This is a genomic window from Paenibacillus periandrae (genome assembly GCF_022458865.1).
In the GTDB taxonomy this organism is placed as follows: Bacteria; Bacillota; Bacilli; order Paenibacillales; family NBRC-103111; genus Paenibacillus_S; species Paenibacillus_S periandrae.
In genome coordinates this window covers 46,755-67,587 of record NZ_JAJNMU010000014.1, presented here as the reverse complement: position 1 = coordinate 67,587, position 20,833 = coordinate 46,755, and the positions used below count along the sequence as shown (strand labels likewise).

The 20,833-nt window shown below is 43.8% G+C and carries 22 protein-coding genes and 1 pseudogene; 18 read left to right on the top strand and 5 right to left on the bottom strand.

All coding sequences use genetic code 11. The features are described 5' to 3' along the window. The first annotated feature begins 285 nt into the window (after positions 1-285). Complete coding sequence (locus tag LRL21_RS23275) at positions 286-597, top strand: DUF2325 domain-containing protein (RefSeq protein ID WP_076233293.1); 312 nt, start codon at positions 286-288, stop codon at positions 595-597. A 126-nt stretch (positions 598-723) separates the two neighbouring features. Then, positions 724-927, top strand: a pseudogene (locus LRL21_RS23270) (class I SAM-dependent methyltransferase); the annotation flags it as partial. A gap of 87 nt (positions 928-1,014) precedes the next feature. On the opposite strand, the gene LRL21_RS23265 reads toward LRL21_RS23270, so the two are convergent. The 3 genes from LRL21_RS23265 to LRL21_RS23255 form a co-directional block, all read right to left on the bottom strand. Continuing rightward, entirely contained in the window at positions 1,015-2,307 is a 1,293-nt protein-coding gene (locus LRL21_RS23265) for a homocysteine synthase (protein WP_240418194.1), read from the bottom strand. A gap of 157 nt (positions 2,308-2,464) precedes the next feature. Further along, entirely contained in the window at positions 2,465-3,097 is a 633-nt protein-coding gene (locus tag LRL21_RS23260; protein WP_240418193.1) for a DUF2306 domain-containing protein, read from the bottom strand. Between the two features lie 171 nt (positions 3,098-3,268). Further along, a complete protein-coding gene (locus LRL21_RS23255) occupies positions 3,269-4,840 on the bottom strand; it encodes a glycoside hydrolase family 26 protein (protein WP_240418192.1) in 1,572 nt (523 codons plus the stop codon). A gap of 171 nt (positions 4,841-5,011) precedes the next feature. Between LRL21_RS23255 and LRL21_RS46350 the strand changes: the two genes are divergently transcribed. The 3 genes from LRL21_RS46350 (at position 5,012) to LRL21_RS23240 (ending at position 6,165) form a co-directional block, all read left to right on the top strand. Beyond that, positions 5,012-5,281 carry a hypothetical protein gene (locus LRL21_RS46350; protein ID WP_338044665.1) on the top strand — a complete coding sequence of 90 codons (270 nt, stop codon included), beginning with the start codon at positions 5,012-5,014 and terminating at the stop codon, positions 5,279-5,281. An 88-nt stretch (positions 5,282-5,369) separates the two neighbouring features. After that, a complete protein-coding gene (locus tag LRL21_RS23245; RefSeq protein WP_240418190.1) occupies positions 5,370-5,819 on the top strand; it encodes a hypothetical protein in 450 nt (149 codons plus the stop codon). A gap of 154 nt (positions 5,820-5,973) precedes the next feature. Further along, positions 5,974-6,165: a hypothetical protein gene (locus LRL21_RS23240; protein WP_240418189.1), complete on the top strand. Its 192-nt coding sequence runs from the start codon at positions 5,974-5,976 to the stop codon at positions 6,163-6,165. Between the two features lie 74 nt (positions 6,166-6,239). Here the strand turns inward: LRL21_RS23240 and LRL21_RS23235 are convergent, their stop codons facing one another. Next, a complete protein-coding gene (locus LRL21_RS23235; RefSeq protein ID WP_240418188.1) occupies positions 6,240-6,608 on the bottom strand; it encodes a helix-turn-helix domain-containing protein in 369 nt (122 codons plus the stop codon). Between the two features lie 174 nt (positions 6,609-6,782). On the opposite strand from LRL21_RS23235, the gene LRL21_RS23230 reads away from it, so the two are divergent. Together LRL21_RS23230 and LRL21_RS23225 are read left to right on the top strand one after the other, a co-directional pair. Beyond that, a complete protein-coding gene (locus tag LRL21_RS23230; protein WP_240418187.1) occupies positions 6,783-7,412 on the top strand; it encodes a sugar transferase in 630 nt (209 codons plus the stop codon). Further along, positions 7,363-8,220, top strand: a complete 858-nt coding sequence (locus tag LRL21_RS23225) for a polysaccharide deacetylase family protein (protein ID WP_240418186.1) — start codon at positions 7,363-7,365, stop codon at positions 8,218-8,220. The genes LRL21_RS23230 and LRL21_RS23225 overlap by 50 nt, the downstream gene beginning before the upstream one ends. A gap of 114 nt (positions 8,221-8,334) precedes the next feature. Here LRL21_RS23225 and LRL21_RS23220 read toward each other — a convergent pair whose 3' ends face one another. Further along, positions 8,335-8,625 (bottom strand): hypothetical protein, encoded by a 291-nt coding sequence (locus tag LRL21_RS23220; RefSeq protein WP_240418185.1) that lies wholly within the window; start codon positions 8,623-8,625, stop codon positions 8,335-8,337. A 339-nt stretch (positions 8,626-8,964) separates the two neighbouring features. On the opposite strand from LRL21_RS23220, the gene LRL21_RS23215 reads away from it, so the two are divergent. From LRL21_RS23215 to LRL21_RS23165, 11 genes are all read left to right on the top strand, one after another. Then, positions 8,965-9,726: a YveK family protein gene (locus tag LRL21_RS23215; RefSeq protein ID WP_240418184.1), complete on the top strand. Its 762-nt coding sequence runs from the start codon at positions 8,965-8,967 to the stop codon at positions 9,724-9,726. A 13-nt stretch (positions 9,727-9,739) separates the two neighbouring features. Next, entirely contained in the window at positions 9,740-10,372 is a 633-nt protein-coding gene (locus tag LRL21_RS23210) for a CpsD/CapB family tyrosine-protein kinase (RefSeq protein WP_240418183.1), read from the top strand. Between the two features lie 55 nt (positions 10,373-10,427). Beyond that, positions 10,428-11,720 (top strand): efflux RND transporter periplasmic adaptor subunit, encoded by a 1,293-nt coding sequence (locus LRL21_RS23205; RefSeq protein ID WP_240418182.1) that lies wholly within the window; start codon positions 10,428-10,430, stop codon positions 11,718-11,720. A gap of 17 nt (positions 11,721-11,737) precedes the next feature. Next, positions 11,738-13,432, top strand: coding sequence for a hypothetical protein (locus LRL21_RS23200; RefSeq protein WP_240418181.1), 1,695 nt, complete (start codon positions 11,738-11,740; stop codon positions 13,430-13,432). A 317-nt stretch (positions 13,433-13,749) separates the two neighbouring features. Then, positions 13,750-15,690 carry a lasso peptide isopeptide bond-forming cyclase gene (locus tag LRL21_RS23195; protein ID WP_240418180.1) on the top strand — a complete coding sequence of 647 codons (1,941 nt, stop codon included), beginning with the start codon at positions 13,750-13,752 and terminating at the stop codon, positions 15,688-15,690. 15 nt (positions 15,691-15,705) lie between these two features. Then, on the top strand, positions 15,706-15,852 hold the full coding sequence (locus LRL21_RS23190; RefSeq protein WP_240418179.1) for a paeninodin family lasso peptide: 147 nt from the start codon (positions 15,706-15,708) through the stop codon (positions 15,850-15,852). A 113-nt stretch (positions 15,853-15,965) separates the two neighbouring features. Then, positions 15,966-16,958, top strand: coding sequence for an aldolase (locus LRL21_RS23185; protein WP_240418178.1), 993 nt, complete (start codon positions 15,966-15,968; stop codon positions 16,956-16,958). Beyond that, positions 16,924-17,220 carry a lasso peptide biosynthesis PqqD family chaperone gene (locus LRL21_RS23180; RefSeq protein WP_240418177.1) on the top strand — a complete coding sequence of 99 codons (297 nt, stop codon included), beginning with the start codon at positions 16,924-16,926 and terminating at the stop codon, positions 17,218-17,220. The genes LRL21_RS23185 and LRL21_RS23180 overlap by 35 nt, the downstream gene beginning before the upstream one ends. A 9-nt stretch (positions 17,221-17,229) precedes the next feature. Next, the gene (locus tag LRL21_RS23175) at positions 17,230-17,694 is read left to right on the top strand and encodes a lasso peptide biosynthesis B2 protein (RefSeq protein ID WP_240418176.1); all 465 of its coding nucleotides are present in this window, start codon (positions 17,230-17,232) and stop codon (positions 17,692-17,694) included. A gap of 11 nt (positions 17,695-17,705) precedes the next feature. Further along, positions 17,706-18,905 (top strand): nucleotidyltransferase domain-containing protein, encoded by a 1,200-nt coding sequence (locus LRL21_RS23170; RefSeq protein ID WP_240418175.1) that lies wholly within the window; start codon positions 17,706-17,708, stop codon positions 18,903-18,905. Then, the gene (locus tag LRL21_RS23165) at positions 18,905-20,722 is read left to right on the top strand and encodes an ABC transporter ATP-binding protein (RefSeq protein WP_240418174.1); all 1,818 of its coding nucleotides are present in this window, start codon (positions 18,905-18,907) and stop codon (positions 20,720-20,722) included. The genes LRL21_RS23170 and LRL21_RS23165 overlap by 1 nt, the downstream gene beginning before the upstream one ends. Positions 20,723-20,833 lie beyond the last annotated feature (111 nt).

Here is a 20,833-nt window from a genome sequence, read left to right as displayed (position 1 = left end):
AGTTGACAATGATAATGAGAACCATTATCATTTAATTGTAGACGAGATGAGAACCATTATCAGCTTTAGCTTAAGATCAATCCCAAAAGGAGGATATTCCCCAATGCTGTTACTGCTGTGTATATTGTTGCCTGTATTGTTTGTAACATTAACGCTGGTTGTATGCTATTGGTGGAGTATGCGGGATTACCATACATATGAGTCATTGGGATTGAAAAGGAAATTCGCGCGGCGAACGACGAATTCACACAAATAAACTACAGAATCGTATAGGAGGATAAAGGAATGCCATCGTTATTGGTTGTAGGTGCGGATCATTTAGGGAATATGCCGGAGCAGCTCGCAAATATCGGTTTTGATGACGTTATGCATTTGTCAGGACGTAAATCTCAATCGGTACGCAAAGGAATACCGGAAAAAATAGATGCAGTACTCGTATTGACAGACTACATTAACCATAATTTAACCAAGGTCATCAAGCAGCAGGCGAAGGACCAGGAATTACCGATTTATTATGCAAAAAGATCCTGGTGCTCCGTACAAAAGGCACTTTGCTCCTGCGAACACGTATGTAAGTTTATGGAAAGTCAACAATAAATAACGACAAGCAGCCTAACGTAAAGCCCTGATGCATGAATCGGGGCTTTTTTGCTATTTAATACCCAAGAGACGAATGGCATCATGGAAAAGTTTATTTTGCTATTAATCATCCCTCAGCATGGTGAAGGGTATGGAGCAGAGATCTCGGACTGGGAGGTATATCGTCAAAAAAGCCTGAAGGGCGGGTTGGCCTACACCGAAAAGAAGCTTCGGCAAATATTTGCTGATTTTGAGGTAGTTGAATTTCGCAGGATGAACAGGATCGTACAGCCAGCGGCATCGTTTGGCGAATCCTTTTTGTGGACGGTACTGTTTAGGCTCAAATAGCTTGATAATACTGCAGCACGAACAAAAGAACTGCCAGCGACCCATTTACGGTCAATGACAGTTCCTTGTTTACAAGCTTTTATTAGATTAGCCTTGGCTCGCTTCGATCGCTTGCTTCAAGTCGTACAGAATATCATCAATAGACTCCGTACCGATGGACAAACGAATCATGCCCGGGGACACACCTGCCGCGATTTGCTCCTGCTCTTTCAACTGAGCGTGGGTTGTGCTTGCCGGATGGATAATGAGCGACTTGGAATCGCCTACGTTGGCCAGATGCGAGAACAGCTTCACGTTATTGATAACGCCGCGTCCTGCTTCGGTTCCGCCCTTGATGCCGAAGGTCATGATTGCGCCTTGGCCTTTTGGCAAATACTTTTGCCCCAGCTCATAGGATGGGTGGCTTGGCAAGCCTGTATAGCTGACCCATTCGACAGCTTCATGGCCTTCAAGGAATTGAGCTACCTTTAATGCATTCGAGCTGTGGCGTTCCATCCGCAAATGGAGCGTTTCCAATCCTTGCAGGAGCAAGAAGGAATTGAAAGGTGAGATGGAAGCACCCATATCGCGAAGCAGCTGAACTCTCGCCTTAATAATATAAGCAACCGGTCCAACTGCGTCCGTATACACAACACCGTTATAGCTTGGATCCGGCTCCGTCAAGCCAGGGAATCTACCGCTTGCTTTCCAATCAAATTTACCGCCATCGACGATGATACCGCCAATCGATGTACCATGTCCACCAATGAATTTGGTCGCTGAATGCACAACGATATCAGCACCATGCTCAATTGGACGGCACAGGTAAGGGCTCGGGAACGTATTGTCGATGATCAACGGGATACCGTTTTCATGAGCAATCGCAGCAACAGCAGCGATGTCGAGAACATCCCCTTTGGGATTACCAATCGTTTCAGCGAAAACCGCTTTGGTTTTGTCGGTGATGGCACCGCGGAAGTTTTCCGGATTGGAAGGATCCACGAATTTAACGGTAATGCCAAGCTTGGCGAGTGTAATCGCGAACAAATTATAAGTTCCGCCGTACAGGCTGGCTGCAGAGACGATTTCGTCACCTGATCCCGCAATATTCAGAATCGAATATGTAATAGCTGCTTGTCCGGAGGCCGTGGCCAGTGCCGCAGGTGCTCCTTCCAAGGCAGCAACTCTTTTCTCAAAAACATCCGTAGTCGGGTTCATAATACGTGTATAAATGTTGCCGAACTCTTTGAGCGCGAACAGATCTGCTGCATGATCCGTATCACGAAAACCATATGAAGTAGTTTGATACAGAGGGACTGCGCGGGACATCGTAGTCGGATCGATTTCCTGTCCTGCATGTACAGCTAATGTTTCAAGACCCAGCTTGCGTTCCTCAGACATTGAATAAATTCCTCCTCGTGAATATGAAGTAACATGATTCCATTGAACCTATTCATTTTCTCATATTTTCCAGCAAAACGAAAGAGGAGGACAAATGCAGAACAGTAATCATGTAGGGGGGATGGGGGAACGAAGGCAGTATAACTGGTTACCCGAACTACCGGCCGATACGATTGGGGCGGAAACGGATCCATGCTTCAATAAACAGAAGGTTCGGAATCCAGCATAACCAGGCGACGACTTGATAAGCTTGAACAAAGCTGCCCTGATAAACGATAAGCAGCACCGGCAGCCAAAGCCTCAGCGTGACGGCCGCAAACGTGAGCGCATAGCTGCGCAGCATCCATGTCTTGTGTGCTTGAGTATTATTGCCGATAATTTTGAAAACGCTGATCCATGTGGCGCCAACCCAAGCAACATCCAGCAGCAGGAAACCAAGCCCTGGAATCCACCCGCCTGTCGCATATAACGACAAATAAACATTGACGATCCCGCTGATGGTGACGGCTCCCACATAGACGTAGCCAAGCCAGCGATGGCGACGAAGCCGTATAGTGCCCCTCGGCTTCAAATACAGCTGGAACGGGCCGATCACCAGTGCCAGTACTGCTGTCGCGATATGGGTATACAGAACATAAATCCATGGCTCCAGGTGAAAATTCACATCTCTCAGCTTGATTGAAATGAATCCGGCTTTGCGAGGCTCGAAAAACCCGTATTGAATAACTGCGTAAACACTTATGGCTAATGCCAATACAATAACGAGTGTTCTTATCGTACTTTTACCCATCGATATTTCCTCCTCCATATCTTTCCTACTAAGACGTTAGATTTGCATCGTGCCCTTCAAAACCAACGTTGTTCTTCGTGCATGACAAAGCCCAGACCAACGGTCCAAAAGCGGATTGTTGGCCTGGGCTTTGTCATGATCGGGTATTCGATGCATGGATGAATGATAACGTTATCTGGGAAGCGCAGTTTGCTGCTTGGCGATTGGATCCATGCTGCGGTTATAGGCTGTAAGGGTCAGTGGCTGCGCAGGGTCAAGCTGACCAAAGTCCAATTCGACCTCCCAAGGCAGCTCGTAGGAAATACCAAGCTGCTTACCTGCCTGTGAGTAGCCTACAGCAAAGGGCTGATCGCTATGCGGCATCGACACATAAGTGAACAGCTTATGCTTGCCCTGAACAGGAATTCCGTTTGCTTGCGCAAGCGGCTTATACACGATATTTTCCTTGGTTTGGGCTTGATCTTTCACCTGGCTCAAATAAAAGTCACTCTGGATTAATCGTTGATAGAGACGATCCGCGAAGGCATTTTCCCCAAGATCGTATACGGCTTCCATTTTGCTTCGGACAGCCCGTTCTTTGCTGAAGTTAAAATAGGTAATCGCTTTTACTCTTGGATACATCCGCGACAGATACGCGTACAAATCACCAAGCTGATCCTCTGCCCAGCGCTCGTAGCTTTCATTCTTGATCAGGTTATAGTGGGATACGCCACTTTCCGAAATCATAATCGGCTTATTGGGATAGGCTTCACTTAGAGGACGAAACGATTGCAAAAATCCGCTTTTGTCGTCGTTCGCACCTTGTGGACCATCAATCGCATATAGTGAGTAGCCGATCCAATCCACATATTCATCACCAGGATAATAGGCATCAATGTTATCCATCGGCATAAAGTTGGGCGACCAGACCATAACGACATTCGGTGCTTCTTCCTTCATGATGTTATGAATCAGCCGGAACTTCTCGATATATTTAACTGGATCTCCATGCCAAGGTACCCATGCTCCATTCATTTCCGAGGCGTAACGCAAAAACACCGGAATTCCCGATGCCTTGGCTTCCTTCGCAAACGTACGCACATATTCGTCATCCAGCACATCGTCCAAGCCATAACGAGGCTCCCAACCAATCTGCAGCGAGCCGCCCATCGCTTTTACATTATCAGCTTGCTGGATGGGGAAATAGGAATTCGTCTGCGCTTGAACCTTACGCCAGCCAACATAGGTTAAATACATCGCATGAGTCCGTCCGTATACAGGCTCAATCTGCTTCCAGTTGAAAGCGACCCGCTTATCGGCTCCCAGCATGCCAAGATAAACTCCGGTAACCGGTTCGAACTTGGCAAGCTTAGGATTCGGCGCACCAGGCATGCTTACATAGGCGTCAAGTGTAATTGGACTGTCTGCCGGAATTACAGCGGAAGCAGACTCGATCAGCAGCTTGTCGGGCTCCTTGTCAGCATATTGCTGGCTTAATTTTTCCATCGCAGCTGCTTGTGTGAGCTCACTCTTGCTTCTATAGAACGCCGCTTTGCGGCTTGTGTAATCGGAGGCCAGCCGCCATTCCTGTTTCTCCACGGCATTGTCAATTTGCATGCTCCACCAGGCAAGGGTCGGATTTGTGAACTCAGTCTGAGCGATTGGTGTCGTTAATGCGAGGGATGTGCGCTGCCAGCGCTGCTGTCCCCAATATAATGTGATTCCTACGCAAACACATGCAGCTAACAACACGAATTTTCTCATATGCAGCATCCCCCGGCCATTCATTTTAACTATTTCGTGTAAGACTCATTATACCTTAAAAAAGTACGGGATGGTTTGTTGATAGCAGCTGAATTTCAGAACGTTGTCCATGAATAAGCAGCGCCTATACGAGACCAGGCTTTATCGCTTCGATTCAAATTTTAGACAAGGATGACCGGAGGATCTTTTGACGAGCATGGAGGGAATCTCGGATGTTTTGAAGCCGAAGGCTCTGCAGCCTTTGGGAAAGGTGGGATCCCACGTTACATAATAATGAACGCATTTTATGCAGTTGATGGGCAGAGTCTGCTCTGGAATACTTCTATCTTTCATGGGTTAATGCCCTTTCTGTTCAACGGTGTGGTGATTAAGCTTCTTAATTCCTATCATACGACAAAACCTCCTATTGCAGGGATAACTATTTTTAGATACGATATGTAACATGAAATATGATACAAAATGTAACATATAAAATGCATAATCATCACCTGCAGCTAATAAAATACATCGTTAATCCAAAAGGAGTCATGTGAGTCATGATACGAAGGAGCGGGACCAAGTGAATGTCGAAGTGGATGGGGATCAAATCGTCCGGCTAAAGCCGAAAGTGGTCTGTCAAGGTCTGATGAAGATGGTACAAATGAATGGGCGACTTGTGGAATGCAAGTGGGCGCTCATGAGTGTAAGGCATATAGATATGCGTGGGTTGCGGCTGCACACGCATCTGCGGCTGCCTTGCGACTATCAGGTGCTGTGGGAGTTCAGGATTGGAGTGGAGACGGAGTCCACAGGTTTAAGAGGAATTATAGTTGGCGTGGGTGAGCTTCCGCTTGAAGATGAGGTTCAGCAGTATGAATATGAGGTGCGATTTGTGATGGATGAGCGGCATCCTCTGCTAGTCCACAGGAATACAAGCTACAGTGAATTGAGTCGGGATAAGGTCATATATGATGGGTTACAATTGGATCTGCAAGGATAAGTTTATAAAAAATGGAAAATGTCATTCATTTCGACAAAAATAACAGGTATTTTTTTAAAAGCCTACCATCAAGTGACACTTTTTTTTAAAAGCTTCTATTATAATGATAACAGTAAAGTGAAATTATAAACATAGGATGGAGCGTGGAGTTTTAATGATAGGTTCCAAGATCACTCTGGATATATATGCCATTATGGCTGAGCTTAATCTCTCAATAGAAAAGCTGGAAGATTCGAATGTACTGGATTGCACCCCTGGATTTCAGCAAGCTGCCGCCTTTCCCAAAAGATTCGAGCTGTTGGAATCGTATTCTAAGGAAATGGACACAGCTCCACTCGGCAGGTAACAAAGTAAAACCCATGTTCCGAATAGGATACATAGGTTCGTCCACAATACAATCCGTTGTTACATACGTATCAATTAAGATGACGAGCGTTGTGCGCGGATGAAATGAATAAAACGTGTGGCCTCTTCCGAGGTCAGCTCTCTGCCATCGATCGTCAAAGTAAATTTGTCCAATACCGCTTGGTCAGAAAGCTCCAGCTGGCTGACAAATTCTTTAGCGTGTTCGTTCGCAGTATGAGTGAGGTCTTCACTGCGGCCCATTAAATAGTCGACAGATACAGTGAAAAAATCAGCAATTCTTTGAATGGTCTCATAATCAGGTTCTCTGCGATTGTTCTCATAATGGGATAGGGCTGAGCGCGTTATCCCAACTTTTAGGGCTAGTTCTTCTTGGGTTAAATGTTTTTCATCCCGAAGATCTGCAATTCTATGCCCATATTTCATAAGATGTCATTTCCTCCTCACACCTAAACCACATTGGTAAATCTAATCTCAGTTATAACATTAATTGTACTATAAAAGAAGGTTGTCGAAAATGGCTGATCTGATACATTATGTATATTATTTATTCTAAAATTGATACTATTCGTGTCAAATAAATAGGATAGGAATATGTGGATGATCAAACGAGGCGTGGATTTCTCAGTTTCTCTATTTCTTTTGCTGCTGCTGCTACCCCTTTATATCATTATTGCCATCATCATACGAATCAAACTGGGGTCACCCGTACTTTTTGAACAAAGGCTTACGGGGCGGAACATGAAGCCATTCACCATGCTGAAGTTTCGAACGTTGCCGGATTCTACGGATAACAATGAGGTGCTGCTGGTTGATGAAGCAGGGTGTAATGATCTTGGACTGTTTTTACGCAGGTCTCGTCTAGATCATCTGCCGCAATTGATGAATGTAGTAAAGGGCGATATGAGCCTGATTGGACCACAACCACTTCAACTTTCTTCTCAGCAGTATTTTACAGCTGAAGAGAAAAAACGTTTTTCAATTAGACCGGGTATTACGGGATTAACCCAAGTAAGTGGGATTGTTCATATGAAGCGGGGTGAACAATTTGCGATGGACATCCATTATGTGGAGAATCACTCTGTAACGATGGATGCTGTTATTATGTGGAAGGAAGCGGTTATGTGGTTTCGTCACAAGCGATGTGAGGAAGCACCTGACCAGTCGCTGTCTGGTAGTGATGATGAAGAAAATTTGCAGGATATCCATGAATGGGACAGGAAGAGGTGATCGTTTGATGATTTCGCTCGCATACCACGATGTTGTTTTGGTTGGGAAAGAAGATTCCAGCGGTTTTTTGGGAAGAGAAGCTGGGGCTTACAAGCTGAACAAAGAGCAATTTCAGATGCATCTTGAACAAATATCTCGATTGGATCATGTAAAGGTCAGAACGGTAGCAGAGGATTTGCAAAAGCCCTCGGAAGTTGGGGATACTGTTACCTTAACCTTTGATGACGGCGGTATCAGTGCTTATACCATCATAGCTGACTTATTGGAAGCCAAAGGCTGGAAAGGGCATTTCTTCATTACAACATCGCAAATTGGGGCCAACGGATTTGTGTCCAAGGAGCAAATTCGTTCATTGGATGCAAGGGGGCATATTATTGGTACCCATTCCTGCACACACCCCAGCAGGTTTAACGAATGCTCCTGGGAGCAGCAGGTGCATGAATGGAAAGTGAGCGTTCAAGCATTATCCGAAGTGCTTGGTAAAAGAGTAACAACGGCATCCATTCCAGGAGACGCCTATAACCTGCAGCTTGCCAAAGCGGCAGCACATGCAGGCATTCAATATTTATTTACATCCGAGCCCAAGGTTGTTACCACAAGGGTGGACGGCTGTGTAATTGCAGGACGTTATGTGATGAAGAAGGCGACCTCGCCAGAAACAGCGGCAGCGATCGCTGCGGGAGATCCAGTACTGCGGCTAAGGTGTGCCATTCAATGGAAAATAAGAAAGGCAGCTATGGCAATGGCCGGCAACAGGATGCTGGATATGCGCAAAAAAGTAGTGGGAAATAGCAGTGTACGCTATTAGACATTACGATTTAACAAGGTGCTGAATGGAAAAATAGGACAAGAGTGAGCAATGCCTCTTGTCCTTTTGCTTGTTATCACATTTACGATCGAGCATCGCAGTTCGTTAACTGCCTCACTTACAATACCAATCTTTCCAGATATCATAGGATTCAATTTTGGGCTGATTATTTTTGTTTTTATCATACCAGTCTTTTACGTCTTTGTTTTTATCCCAAAAATCTTTTAAATCGTTTTGCGAATTGTGACCGCCGGAGGCAAACGAAAGAATCTTGTTAATAATAGATTGGTTATAGCTGTCATTTGAATTCTGTGAATTATTATTTTTTGAGGCAAAGGCTGATGTAGGAAACATAAGAACACTGATTAGCAAGACTGAACAGACTAACTTTTTTAATAAGAGCATTGCGCAATCCTCCTTCTTTATTAATAGTTTAATCATATGTTCTTTATAAAGAATCATACATCAAATTTTTAGATTTGAATACTAAAAATTACCATCTATCAAAAAAAACTATTTTTGGATGGTCGACCTTTAATTTTAGAATTAACCTTAATATTTTAAATGATCTCTGAAATTCATTGTATAACTTGATACAATTCGGAGTATATGGCGAAAAATATGGTTGACATGATACAAAAAGTATCATACAGTTAGCATTGTAGACAATGTTACAAATAGTATCATTATTATCATTTTATTGCAGTAAAAATAGGGAAAGATGACTGCCTTTGGAGGGGAATCGTGGAGATCAATCTTAATGAATATTTTATAATTATAAGGAAGCGTTTATGGCTTGTAGTTGTCATCGTTCTTGTATCAACATCATTAACAGCAATGTACAGTACCTATAATTATAGACCGCTATATCAGGCATCTACTAAATTAATTGTTAATAAGGTTGCCGAAAAGGATCAGATGGGCAAGGAACGAATCGATTACGGTGCTATTGGCACTAATCTCGCACTCATAAATACGTATAAAGAAATTATAAAAACTCCGGCAATTATGGATAAAGTCGTTCAACGGTACCCGGATATCAATTTATCTGCTGAACAGCTCAGTTATATCACTACGGTTTCGGACTTACGTGAAACACAGGTAATGACGATCGTTGTCCAGTATTATTCTCAAGAACAGGCTGTGAAAATCGTAAACGCCGTTTCAGACGTGTTCCAAGCGGAAGTTCCCAAGATTATGAAGACTGATAACATCACAATATTGAATAGAGCGAAGCTGCAGGATGACCCCTCTCCGGTGAATAAAAAGTCCAACCAATATATTATTCTTAGTTTTGTGGCTTCTTTATTGGTTTCTATCGGAATTATTGTCCTGTTGGAATCTTTGGATGATACTTTGAAAACAGATCAGGATATTCGTCAAGTGATGGAACTCACAATCATTGCGTATATACCCAAGATAAAGAAAAAAGAGTTGAAGTCACCTAAAAAAAAGAAATTGCGAACGAAAACAGGAGAAGAAGCCTATGCCAAAACCATCCACTAGTCCCCCTATTGTGATGCAGATTAATCCAAATTCGCTTACTTCGGAAGCATATCGGTCTTTAAGGTTTAATATCGAATTTACGAACTTTGATCACGAGGTCAAGACGATCGTTATTACATCCGCTAATCGAGGAGAAGGGAAAACAACGACGGCGCTCAATTTGGCGGTTGCCTATGCACAGATTGGCAAGAAAGTGGTTTTGCTTGACGCTGATTTGCGTAAACCGTCCATCCATATTGCCTTTGGCGGGGATAGCAGCAGAGGGCTGACGAGCTATCTTACAAGTAAAAGTACTATGAATGAAATCATACACGAGTCGTACGTGGAAAACTTATCGATTATTATAGCCGGAGCTATTCCACCTAATCCTTCCGAATTGCTCGCCTCGAAACAGATGAACGCGCTTCTGGAACAATTGAAGAGCAGCTATGATCTGATTATTATCGATACGCCGCCAGTGTTAATGTTAACCGATGCTAAAGTAATGGCATCCAAGTGTGATGGGGTCCTGCTGGTTGTCGAATATGGCAAGGTTAAACGCAAGGAGGGCAAAAAAGTGAAAGACGAGCTAATGCTCGCCAAGGCCACATTGTTAGGGGTTGTTATGAATAAAATCAACAGCCAGGATACAGATGACTATGTATAGCACAAGTATCCAAGATGGACTTTATAAAATGATGTTAGGAGAGGACTCTTAGCAGATGAGAAAAAAAAGACGCAGACCATATAGGCAGGTCGTGAAAACTGTCAGTATTTTGGCAATAAGCTTTACGATTATTGCAGGTTGCTCAGAAACGATCCCATTAAGTCATGAAACCAGTGCTACCGTACAGGAACAGCCTTTGAAAAGCGTAAAGCTGTACAAGGTGGGGAAACAGAAAATCGGTGATCCGGTTGAGCATGCTGCGGACGTTCTATCCTCTGTTCAATTTGATATTATTGCGAAGGCCGGAGGAGACATCGGACAGGTCCTGAAAAACCGCGAAGAATGGGTTCAGGAAGGAGAAGTCATCGTTAGAGTGAATTCGGTTGACGCGAATTTTGAGAAGGAAAAGGCAATGCTTGCCGTTGAAACGATTAAAACTGCGATTACTAAATCGAGGGAAAAAGCTCGAAAAGACATGGAAACCCAGAAACGTGAATTGAACAACTCCATTCTGAAGTTGGAGATGGGACTGGGCGACATGACAAGAAATTATAATAAGCTGAAAAATGACTATGAGGTTGGAAAAGCTACGAAAGCCCAACTGTATCAGATGGACGTTCAGCTGAGAAATGCTCAAATGGATCTGGATCAACTGAAACAAAGACAAAAGCAAAGTATACAGGATTCTGGCGATTCCTTGTCTGATATGGAAACGCAGCTAAAAAGTGCTCAGCTTTCCTTACAGCAGGTCGAGCAGTCGATGTCCTACCTCGATATCAAATCACCAGCAAGCGGGATTTTAACGGGAATGAATCTGGAAGCAGGAATGACGCTGCAGCCGGGCAGTAAAATTGGCCTGATCCAGAAGCTGGATCCGATTAAAATCAAGGCGATGCTATCCACCGAAGAAGCCAAATATGTGAGCAACAAAACCGAGCTGACCTATTATTTGCCTGGAACCACACAAAAATATAAAGGCAGGATCAGCTTTCTTTCCAAGGTCATCGAACCTGAATCAAAGGCATATGAAATCAATCTGGATGTGCCCAATAAAGAGATGACGTTAAAGCCAGGAATGAAGGTATGGCTGCAGTTGACTGAAGAGCAGGATCAAATCGTATTGACGGTTCCAACTTACAGCATTGTCAAGCAAGGGGAGGATTCCTATGTATACGTACTCGTAGGCGATTCTGTCGAAAAACGTAAGTTACAGCTTGGCAGGGTTAACGAACCGGATCAAGAGGTGCTCTCTGGTGTAAGTGAGGGTGAACAGGTTGTCATATCCAATCCAAGTCAATTAAGGGACAAAGAAAAGGTTCAGCGGGCTGCTGTGGAAGTGCCAAAATGAATATGGAGTGAACATAATTGAAAATGATGTGGAAGCAAACGATAATGACGTTCATTTTATTAGTCTCCTTGTTGATCCCAAGCGTGCCGCTGCATGTAATGGCTAACGAGCAAGAGGAAAGTTATCATGTATCGGATTCAATAAAAGCAGCGGTAAAAAGTGTCCTTAATGAACAAACCCCCGAGGGGACCACAATAATCGCAGTTGTCCGTATGTATAATGAAGGAACGCGCTTGACAAGGGTTCCGGACCTGGAGGTTAGAGCCAGGACGACGGAGGGTATTGATTACATCATGCGCTCTAGTGCTGCCAACGTAATTGCTATTCAACCCAAAGAAGTGGTGGAATTAAGCTTTATGGTTATGGTGGACAGACGTGACAGCTTCTCCGTATCTGAGCTTGTTTGGGTTGATGTTGACGAATATGCTTCCCCTAGACTGGAGCGGACCATTACGGCGATTCCTGTTTCCTCCATAGAATGGAGGGGAGCGGATGCAATTTCGGCGGATCCGGCTGCAATCAAAAACTGGGGGGAGCCATTCACGATTTCTGTATTGTCGAATTCGCTCGAATATAAGACCGTTCGTATGACGGAGCAGAATACGCTGCAGGGTCCAATGACCATCGTCGGGCTGCTGGCAGCAAATAAAAGTGATATGAAAAAAACGATTCCGGATTTTCGTGTCGATGGTAAATCCGATAAAAAGGTATACACCGGAAAGAGGCTGGAGCAGGGGAAGATAACACTGGAACCGGGTGAGCAGCGCTATATTCACTTTGCCATTCCGGCAGGCGACAAGGTCAAGCTGAGCAGCTTGTCTGTACTTACTCCAGAAGTATATACGGTGGATGATAAAACGTCGATTCCATATTCGATCGGTCAGCTGATGATTAATTTGCCTACAGAGAATAGTGCCGTTAAGCTCATCGATCAATTGGAGCCTTACATATGGAATAACAGGATTCGGCTTGATCCGTTGAATAAAGTCATTCAACCGGAGGTTGCCATCTCCATGTCGTCTCTTCAGATGCATACCAGCACGGCAGGTGGCTTTAAGGTAGCCGTTGCCAAATTCAAGCTGCAAAACACAAGTGACCGTCCGACTCCTGTTCCTCGCTTTCAGGCGGAATTGATGAGCGCTAACGGAAACAAGTACACAGGCACAAGACAAACGACGATCGTAGAAACGCTTATTCCCAATGTAAGCTATGTGATTTATTATTCATTTGTCCTGCCGAGTACGGAAACCGGGGCACAATTGGCGATGGAAATTGCCGATGGTGAAACGATCACCCCCTATAAGATTCCAATAGCTACGTTTAAAACACAGGTCCAACCACAAAAGTCGGATACCGAGCTGCTGTTCTTTCCATTTAACGTAAAATTGAACAACTGGGCCATAGATGTATTTATGGGCATAGGCAAGGATAACACATACAGACTTAAGCTGGATATGGATATTAACCTTCAGGAAGAAGTTGTCGTTGATCAAAGCTTTCCCAAAATGAAGGTGGAGCTTATTGATTCTCAAGGTAAAATCATAGGCTCGAAGACACTTGCGTTCACTGGCGAAAATAAGTTCGTCAGCGGTATGCAGACGTTCAACTTCAACTCGGAGATATGGGACTACTCGCGCACCCTTCGTTTTTATGAAACGGTTGAAACGTCCTTTGGTGAGGCTGAACGGTTGGTCGCCACATTTAAGCAGTAAGAACGATAGCTAAAGGAGTGAAATTCGTATACGGGGGTCAATGGTTTATTACCATTGGCCCTGTCTACGATCATACGAGTTGTTCAAAAAAAAGAATATTTTTAAATAAAAGGAAAAAAAGCATTGACAGTCTGAAATGATAATGATATTCTAAAATCGTTCTTTATAAAGAACAATTAATAAGCTGTCAAAGTGATATTTCTTATTAAAATAAATATTATTGTTTAATTTCACATTAAGATGTGAATATTAGTTCTTAAATGAGAACAATTGAGATAGCTTCAAATAATCAATTATGCATGATTGTGGAGGGAAGCATGAGCGCAATAACTGGAATCTATCATTTCGATCAAGAGCCCGTAAGCATAGAACATAGCACTTGTTTAATGACAACCCTGCAAAAGTATCCTGCCAACGACATTCAATCCTGGAATAGCGGACGCATCTTTCTTGGGTGTCACGCACAATGGATTACACCAGAATCGGTTGGCGAGCTGCTTCCCTACTATGATCAAGAACGGCAGCTGGCGATTACGGCAGATGCTATCATTGATAATCGCGAAGAATTGTTTGATAAGCTGCAAGTGGAACGTAACCAAAGAGTGAAAATGTCAGATAGTGAACTAGTGCTGCTTGCTTATCATAGATGGGGAGCAGATTCACCAAAATTTTTAGTGGGCGACTTTGCTTTTATGATTTGGGATGAGAAAAAGCAGCAGCTCTTCGGGGCAAGAGATTTTTCGGGAAGCCGTACTCTCTACTATTACAGGAATCGTACACGGTTTGCCTTCTGCACAGTTATCGAGCCTCTGCTATCGTTACCCTATGTAAAGAGGGAGCTTAATGAACAATGGCTAGCTGAATATTTGGCTATAACCGGTTTAGTCGATGTTGTTGATTTAACATCAACGGTGTATCAGGATATCGAACAGGTACCTCCTTCTCATAGTATTGTCATTACTGGAAATCAAGTAACGCTTACGAGATACAGCACACTAACCTTGGGCGAGCCACTGCGGCTTAAATCCAATGAGGAGTACACCGAAGCCTTTCAGGAAATATTCCAAAAAGCAGTGACCTCACGGTTGCGTACAAATCGGCAGATTGGGTCGCAGCTCAGTGGAGGGCTGGACTCGGGCTCAGTAGTAAGCTTTGCGGTCAGGGCTCTGAGTTTGGAGAACAAACGATTACATACATTCAGTTATATTCCTCCCAAGGATTTTAAAGACTTTTTGCCAAAATCTTCGGTAGCCGACGAGAGTCCCTATATCCAATCAACAGTACGGCACGTGGGAGGTATTAAGGATCATTACCTGGATTTTGAAGGAAGAAATTCCTTGTCGGATGTTCAAGAGCTGCTCGATACGATGGAAATGCCATATAAATTTTTTGAAAACTCCTTCTGGTTAAAAGGAATATTTGAAAAAGCCCATGAGGAAGATATCGGCATCTTGCTAAGTGGTGCAAGAGGGAATTTAACGATATCCTGGGGTTCAGCGATTGATTACTATGCGGTTCTGTTAAAAAAACTAAAGTGGGTTCGTCTCGCGCAAGAATTGCACCATTACAGCCATATTGCCGGTGGAAGCAGATACCGTAGATTGCCGCTTATCGCCCGGGTAGCCTTCCCGTTCATAGAACGACTTTTTCCCTCGAGCGTCCCTTATCAGCTGCCTGTGCTGATCAACTCGGACTTTGCACAAAGAACGGATGTATTCAGCAGGCTTAAAGAATATGGCATGGATCGAACAGGCTGGTACACGTCCACAGATTTATTTGAGCTTAAGAACAAGCATTTTGCAGATTTGTTTACCTGGAATGCGACGAATACCTTCTCGACGAAATTTTCCTTACGTTATTCGTTATGGAAGCGTGATCCGACGAATGATATTCGGGTCGTTCGCTTTTGCTTATCCGTACCGGAGAACCAATATGTGCAAAATGGGCAGGATCGGTCGTTGATCCGTAGATCAACCGAAGCATTACTACCCGATAAAGTCAGGTTAAATCAACGTGTTCGCGGCGTACAAGGATCAGATTGGGTTCATCGCATGATTCCCCATTGGTCCGCATTTACTGAAGAAGCCCAACAGCTCAGCACGAATAAAAGGGCTTTAGAATTTCTGGATGGTCAAGTGGTCAGGTCGGCGCTTTCGAAGATTCGAGAAGGCGTTCGACCGGAATTAGCCTATGACAAAGATTACAGAATTCTAATGCGCAGCTTGATTGTAGGTCGATTTATTAACAGCTTTACATGAGAGGAGGTGGTATAAATGAAACTGACAGAAAAGAAAGAATGGAAAACACCAGAATTGGAAGTTCTTGATGTTAATCAAACTATGCTTAACGTCAAGACTCCTACAAAACTAGATGCAACTTTTGCAGATGGTACTCCTTTTAATGAACTGACCTGGAGTTAATTACTTACTTAAGGATTAAATGTGTTAAAAGCCCTCTTACTTCATCGGTAGCTTAGTATAAAGGGCTTTTAACACGACTTTTTACATCATCGAGACCATTTGGAGTGAGCCTAATGATAGAGACGGAACAAAGGTTTATGTATAAAGCATTTGGCCTGCGAATTGCTAGTGAACTGGCTTTGCCAGAGCTGTTAGGGCTGGATACGCCAATGGAGCCATGCGATGTTCATATTGTTAATGATGGCAAAGGGATGTTTAAGCATGAGTTAGACGCCACCCCGAACACCTATGTGGTCAAACCGAATCAAGTGATGTTTTATATTCCAAACAATGCTTATTATTGTATTCAGGATGGCAGAACGATTACCGTAGCCCCTGTCCATGATGCAGACCAGGATTTAATCCGTCTTTACGTGCTGGGGACGTGCATGGGCGCCTTATTATTACAACGAGGTATTTATCCGTTACATGGCAGTGCAATTGCGATTGATGGAAAAGCCTATGCGATTGTTGGTGAATCGGGTGCAGGCAAATCGACCTTAGCCTCAGCCTTCATAAGCCTCGGATATCCATTGTTAAGCGATGATGTCATTGCTGTATCACTGAGCAAGGAGGAGCAAGCGGCCGTTGTGACACCCTCTTATCCGCAGCAAAAGCTATGGCAGGAGAGCTTGGACCAATTTGGCATGACAACTAATTCTTATCGATCGGTGTACGGGCGAGAAACCAAATATAACATCCCAGTCACCACCAGTTATTATCCAGATCCTTTACCTTTAGCAGGCGTTTTTGAACTGGTTAAAGACGATCATCCTCAAGCAGATATCGTTCGAATTGAAAAAATGGATCGATTTCAAACTCTTTTCTGCCATACCTTCCGGCAATTTTTTGTCCCACAATTGGGATTAACAAAATGGCATTTTCAAACCTCAGCTGCAATCGTCAATCATATTAGCATGTTCCAGTTGCGTAGACCCACCTCCGGTTTTACAGCCCCTCTTTTAGCAGCTCTAGTATTGGACGCCATACAATCCGGAACTTACGAGGAAAGACCTATATGGGGAGGAATACATGATGATCAAAAGCCAAAACATTTCGCTACATGATAGTCTGATCCAAGGAAAAGATAATATTGTCAGTGACATGGGTACGGAAAAGGTTATGCTAAGTGTCCATAATGGCAAGTACTACAATTTGGGTGAGGTTGGGGGAAGGATATGGGATCTTCTTGTTACACCAGTAACTGTCCAGCAAATTGTCAGTACACTAATGACGGAATATAACGTAGAACAAAGCGAATGTGAGCAGCGGGTGGTTTCCTTTTTGGAGCATTTATTGGAAGAAGAGATTATCCAGTTCAATGGGTGAGGACAACCTATGGGTATCGTAAGTAAAGTGAGAAAGCTTTTGGCCTTAGACGGAAGGACAATGCTTTTTTTTGTGGAAGCTTTTTTTTATTTAGGGTGGTCGCGTATTCTTATTTCGTTTCCATTTTCCCGGATTGCTCCTTCTCTCGGTGATCCTATGGAGGAAACCACGTATGAGAGGCTTCATCAGGATATGGTTATTTTGGCCAGAGTACAGGGTGCGATCCACATTATGAGTGAACATACCTTATGGGAAAGCAGGTGCTTGGTCAGGGCTATAGCTGCATTAAAAATGCTGGAAAGACGTCAAATTGAAAGCACGCTTTATTTAGGAACAGCGAGGGATGAATCCAGCAAGATGATTGCTCATGCATGGCTGCGCAGCGGTCCGTTTCTGATTACAGGATCAGAGGGAATGGAGCGGTTTGGTGTCGTTGGGAAATTTGCAAAACGTATACGCGAACAACAAAAATGAAGGAGAATAGTATGGGCATCGATTGTCGTTTGGACATGTCGCTCTTTCCTAAAGAATTGAAGCTATTGCTTTCGTTAATCGGCAGGGAAGATACGACAAGCACGCTGTTCCATACTCAGGAGCAGTTGGCCGATATTAACTGGGAACGGTTTTTGAAGCTTACCCAGCACCATCGGGTATATCCGGTTCTTTCTGCAAAACTTCAGAAAACAAAGCCTGCATGGATACCCCCGTTTGTCATCGAGGCGCTTCATAAAGGCTACCATTGGAATACGTTTCAAATGCTTCACTTAAGTGCGGAGATGGAGCATGTGAGCAAGCTATTCGCAGCCTCCCGGATCCGAACACTTATTCTGAAAGGACCGATTTTGGCAGCAGACCTTTATGGAGATATTTCCCTGCGGACCTCTGGGGATCTGGATATCCTGTTACCGTTAAAAGATTTAAAATCTGCGCAGCGGTTGCTCGAAGATCTGGGGTATGTGCAGGATGATTACATTCAAACAGTACTTAATGATTGGAAATGGCGACATCATCATATTACCTTTTTCCACCCGAGCAAGAAAATCAAGCTTGAAATCCATTGGAGATTAGGTCCAGGGCCAGGTAAGGAGCCGAGCTTTCATGAATTATGGGAAAGGAAAAGAATCAGCACCATGACCAATAATCCTATCTATTATTTAGGGAGAGAGGATTTATTGTTGTTTCTGGCTTCCCATGGCGCGCGTCATGGCTGGTCCCGACTTCGATGGCTCGTTGATATGGATCGAATGGTGCAGCAGCCAATAGATTGGACCAAGCTCATTCGACTTCTCGCCAAATACAATCAGCTGCATATCGGAGCGCAGGCACTTGTACTCGTTTCGCAGTTGCTGAATGTTCCTTTGACAGCAGAAATGCGATCCCTATCCGAGAGAAAACGTGGAGAGCGCTTGGCCCAAGATGCGCTTTTTTATATACGTCAAATGGTGAACCTTCATTCCTATCCTATACCTATCGAGGTGTCTAGGTATCATAAGCATCATTTGTTCTCTTTGATGTCCTATCAGCACAAGATGTTGTTCGTCCTGAGCTTCTTATACCCTTACCCGGAGGATGCGGATACGTTGCCGCTGCCCCATCGGCTGCATTTCCTTTATTTTGTTCTGCGACCTCTGTTATGGGCGTGGAGAAAAACAAAAAAGAATGTTGTATCGAAGGAAGGAATCTAATGGAGCATATCCTGTATTTCACAAAAAAAATGCATGCTTTTTCCGGAAAAATATTGTACATCAACCTATTAGGGATGGTGATCATCAGTTTACTGGAAGGCATGGGTATCCTGTTGTTAATTCCTTTGCTAAGCTTTAGCGGCATTCAGGACATTAATATCGGTATGATGTCTTCTTATCTGGCCATATTCGAATCTCTGAAGAATATCCCCAAACCGTTGGGTCTGTTATTGATCTTGGGTGCTTATCTTGTATTACTTATAGGTCAATCATTGATACAAAGAAATTTAAGTCTGCGTGACATCAAGATCAATATCGGTTTTATTAATCACATTCGAATGGAGACATACCGGCATTTATTGCAAGCCAACTGGGAGTTTTTTATTAAAAAAAGAAAGTCTGACCTTATCAATTCGTTGACCGAGGAATTGGGGCGTGTTGCGAACGGGACGTACGTATTTTTACAATTCCTGGCTTCGCTCGTGTTTACGCTCATACAGGTTGGTATAGCTTTCTGGCTGTCTGCTGAAATGACGATCTTTGTTCTATGCTGTGGTGCAATCATGGCTTTCTTTTCTCGTAGATTTATTAAAAGGTCAAGAAAAATCGGCAATCAAACTTCGGATTTATCGCGAAGCTATATTGGAGGAATTACCGATCATATTAATGGTATTAAAGATATTAAAAGCAATATGCTCGAAGAGTCACGTAATAGCTGGCTGCAGGAATGGTGCCAGAGGGTAGGAATCGAACGGTTGGAGCATGCCCGATTAAGATCGAATACACAGATGTATTACAAAATTACAGCAGCATTGATCATTGCTTTTTTTGTTTATGTATCTGCGGTATGGTTCCATGTCCAAGGGGGTCAGCTGTTGCTGATTATCCTTATATTTTCCAGGCTGTGGCCGCGATTTACGGGAATTCAATCCAATCTGGAGCAGCTCGCCGCAGAAATTCCGGCATTTAAAGCACTCAGGCAGCTGCAGACCGAATGTGTGGAGTCTAGGGAAGTCAGAGGATCGGAGGGCTACACGAACATTCAGCCGATACCTATCGAAGAGGGGATTGAAGTCCGCAATATCCATTATCGATATAATGGACAGGAGCAGGTATATGCTCTTCAGGATATTAGTTTACATATTCGCGCTAAACAAATGACGACCGTTATCGGTCGCTCAGGTGCTGGCAAGAGCACCTTAATCGACATTCTGATGGGACTGTTACAGCCAGAAAACGGTCAAGTGCTAATTGACGGTGTTCCGCTTACCCGTGATAATCTGCTGCATCTCAGAAAAGGTATTAGTTATGTTCCGCAAGATCCGGTGCTGTTTAATGCCACTATAAGAGAAAATCTGCTTTTGGTTGATCCCAATGCCACTGAGGCGCAGATGTGGACGGCGCTTCATTTTTCGGCTGCTGCTGAATTTGTCCGAAAGCTGCCGTTGAAGCTGGAAACATTCATCGGAGATCGCGGAATCAGACTTTCAGGAGGCGAAAGACAGCGGCTTGTTCTGGCCCGGGCTATATTACGCAAGCCTTCCATTCTTATACTGGATGAAGCCACTAGCGCCTTGGACACAGAGAATGAAGCCAAAATTCAGGATGCGCTGGATCAATTAAAGGGTACGATGACGATTATTGTGATTGCCCATCGGTTGACGACTTTACGCAATGCGGATCAAGTAATCGTACTGGACAAAGGGAACATCGTTCAGCAAGGAATATTTAACCAATTGGCTTCAGACAGAGATGGGTTATTTTCGAAGTTGCTGGGCAAACAAATGCATGATTCCAAAATGAGGGCTATCCGGTAGTTCTTGTTTAGCAAATACTGTATTGACACGTTCTCAATAAAGAACTAAAATGAGAGTATACACCTATACGTTTTGTTGTAGGAATACCTTTTTGCACTTTTGTTCTCAATA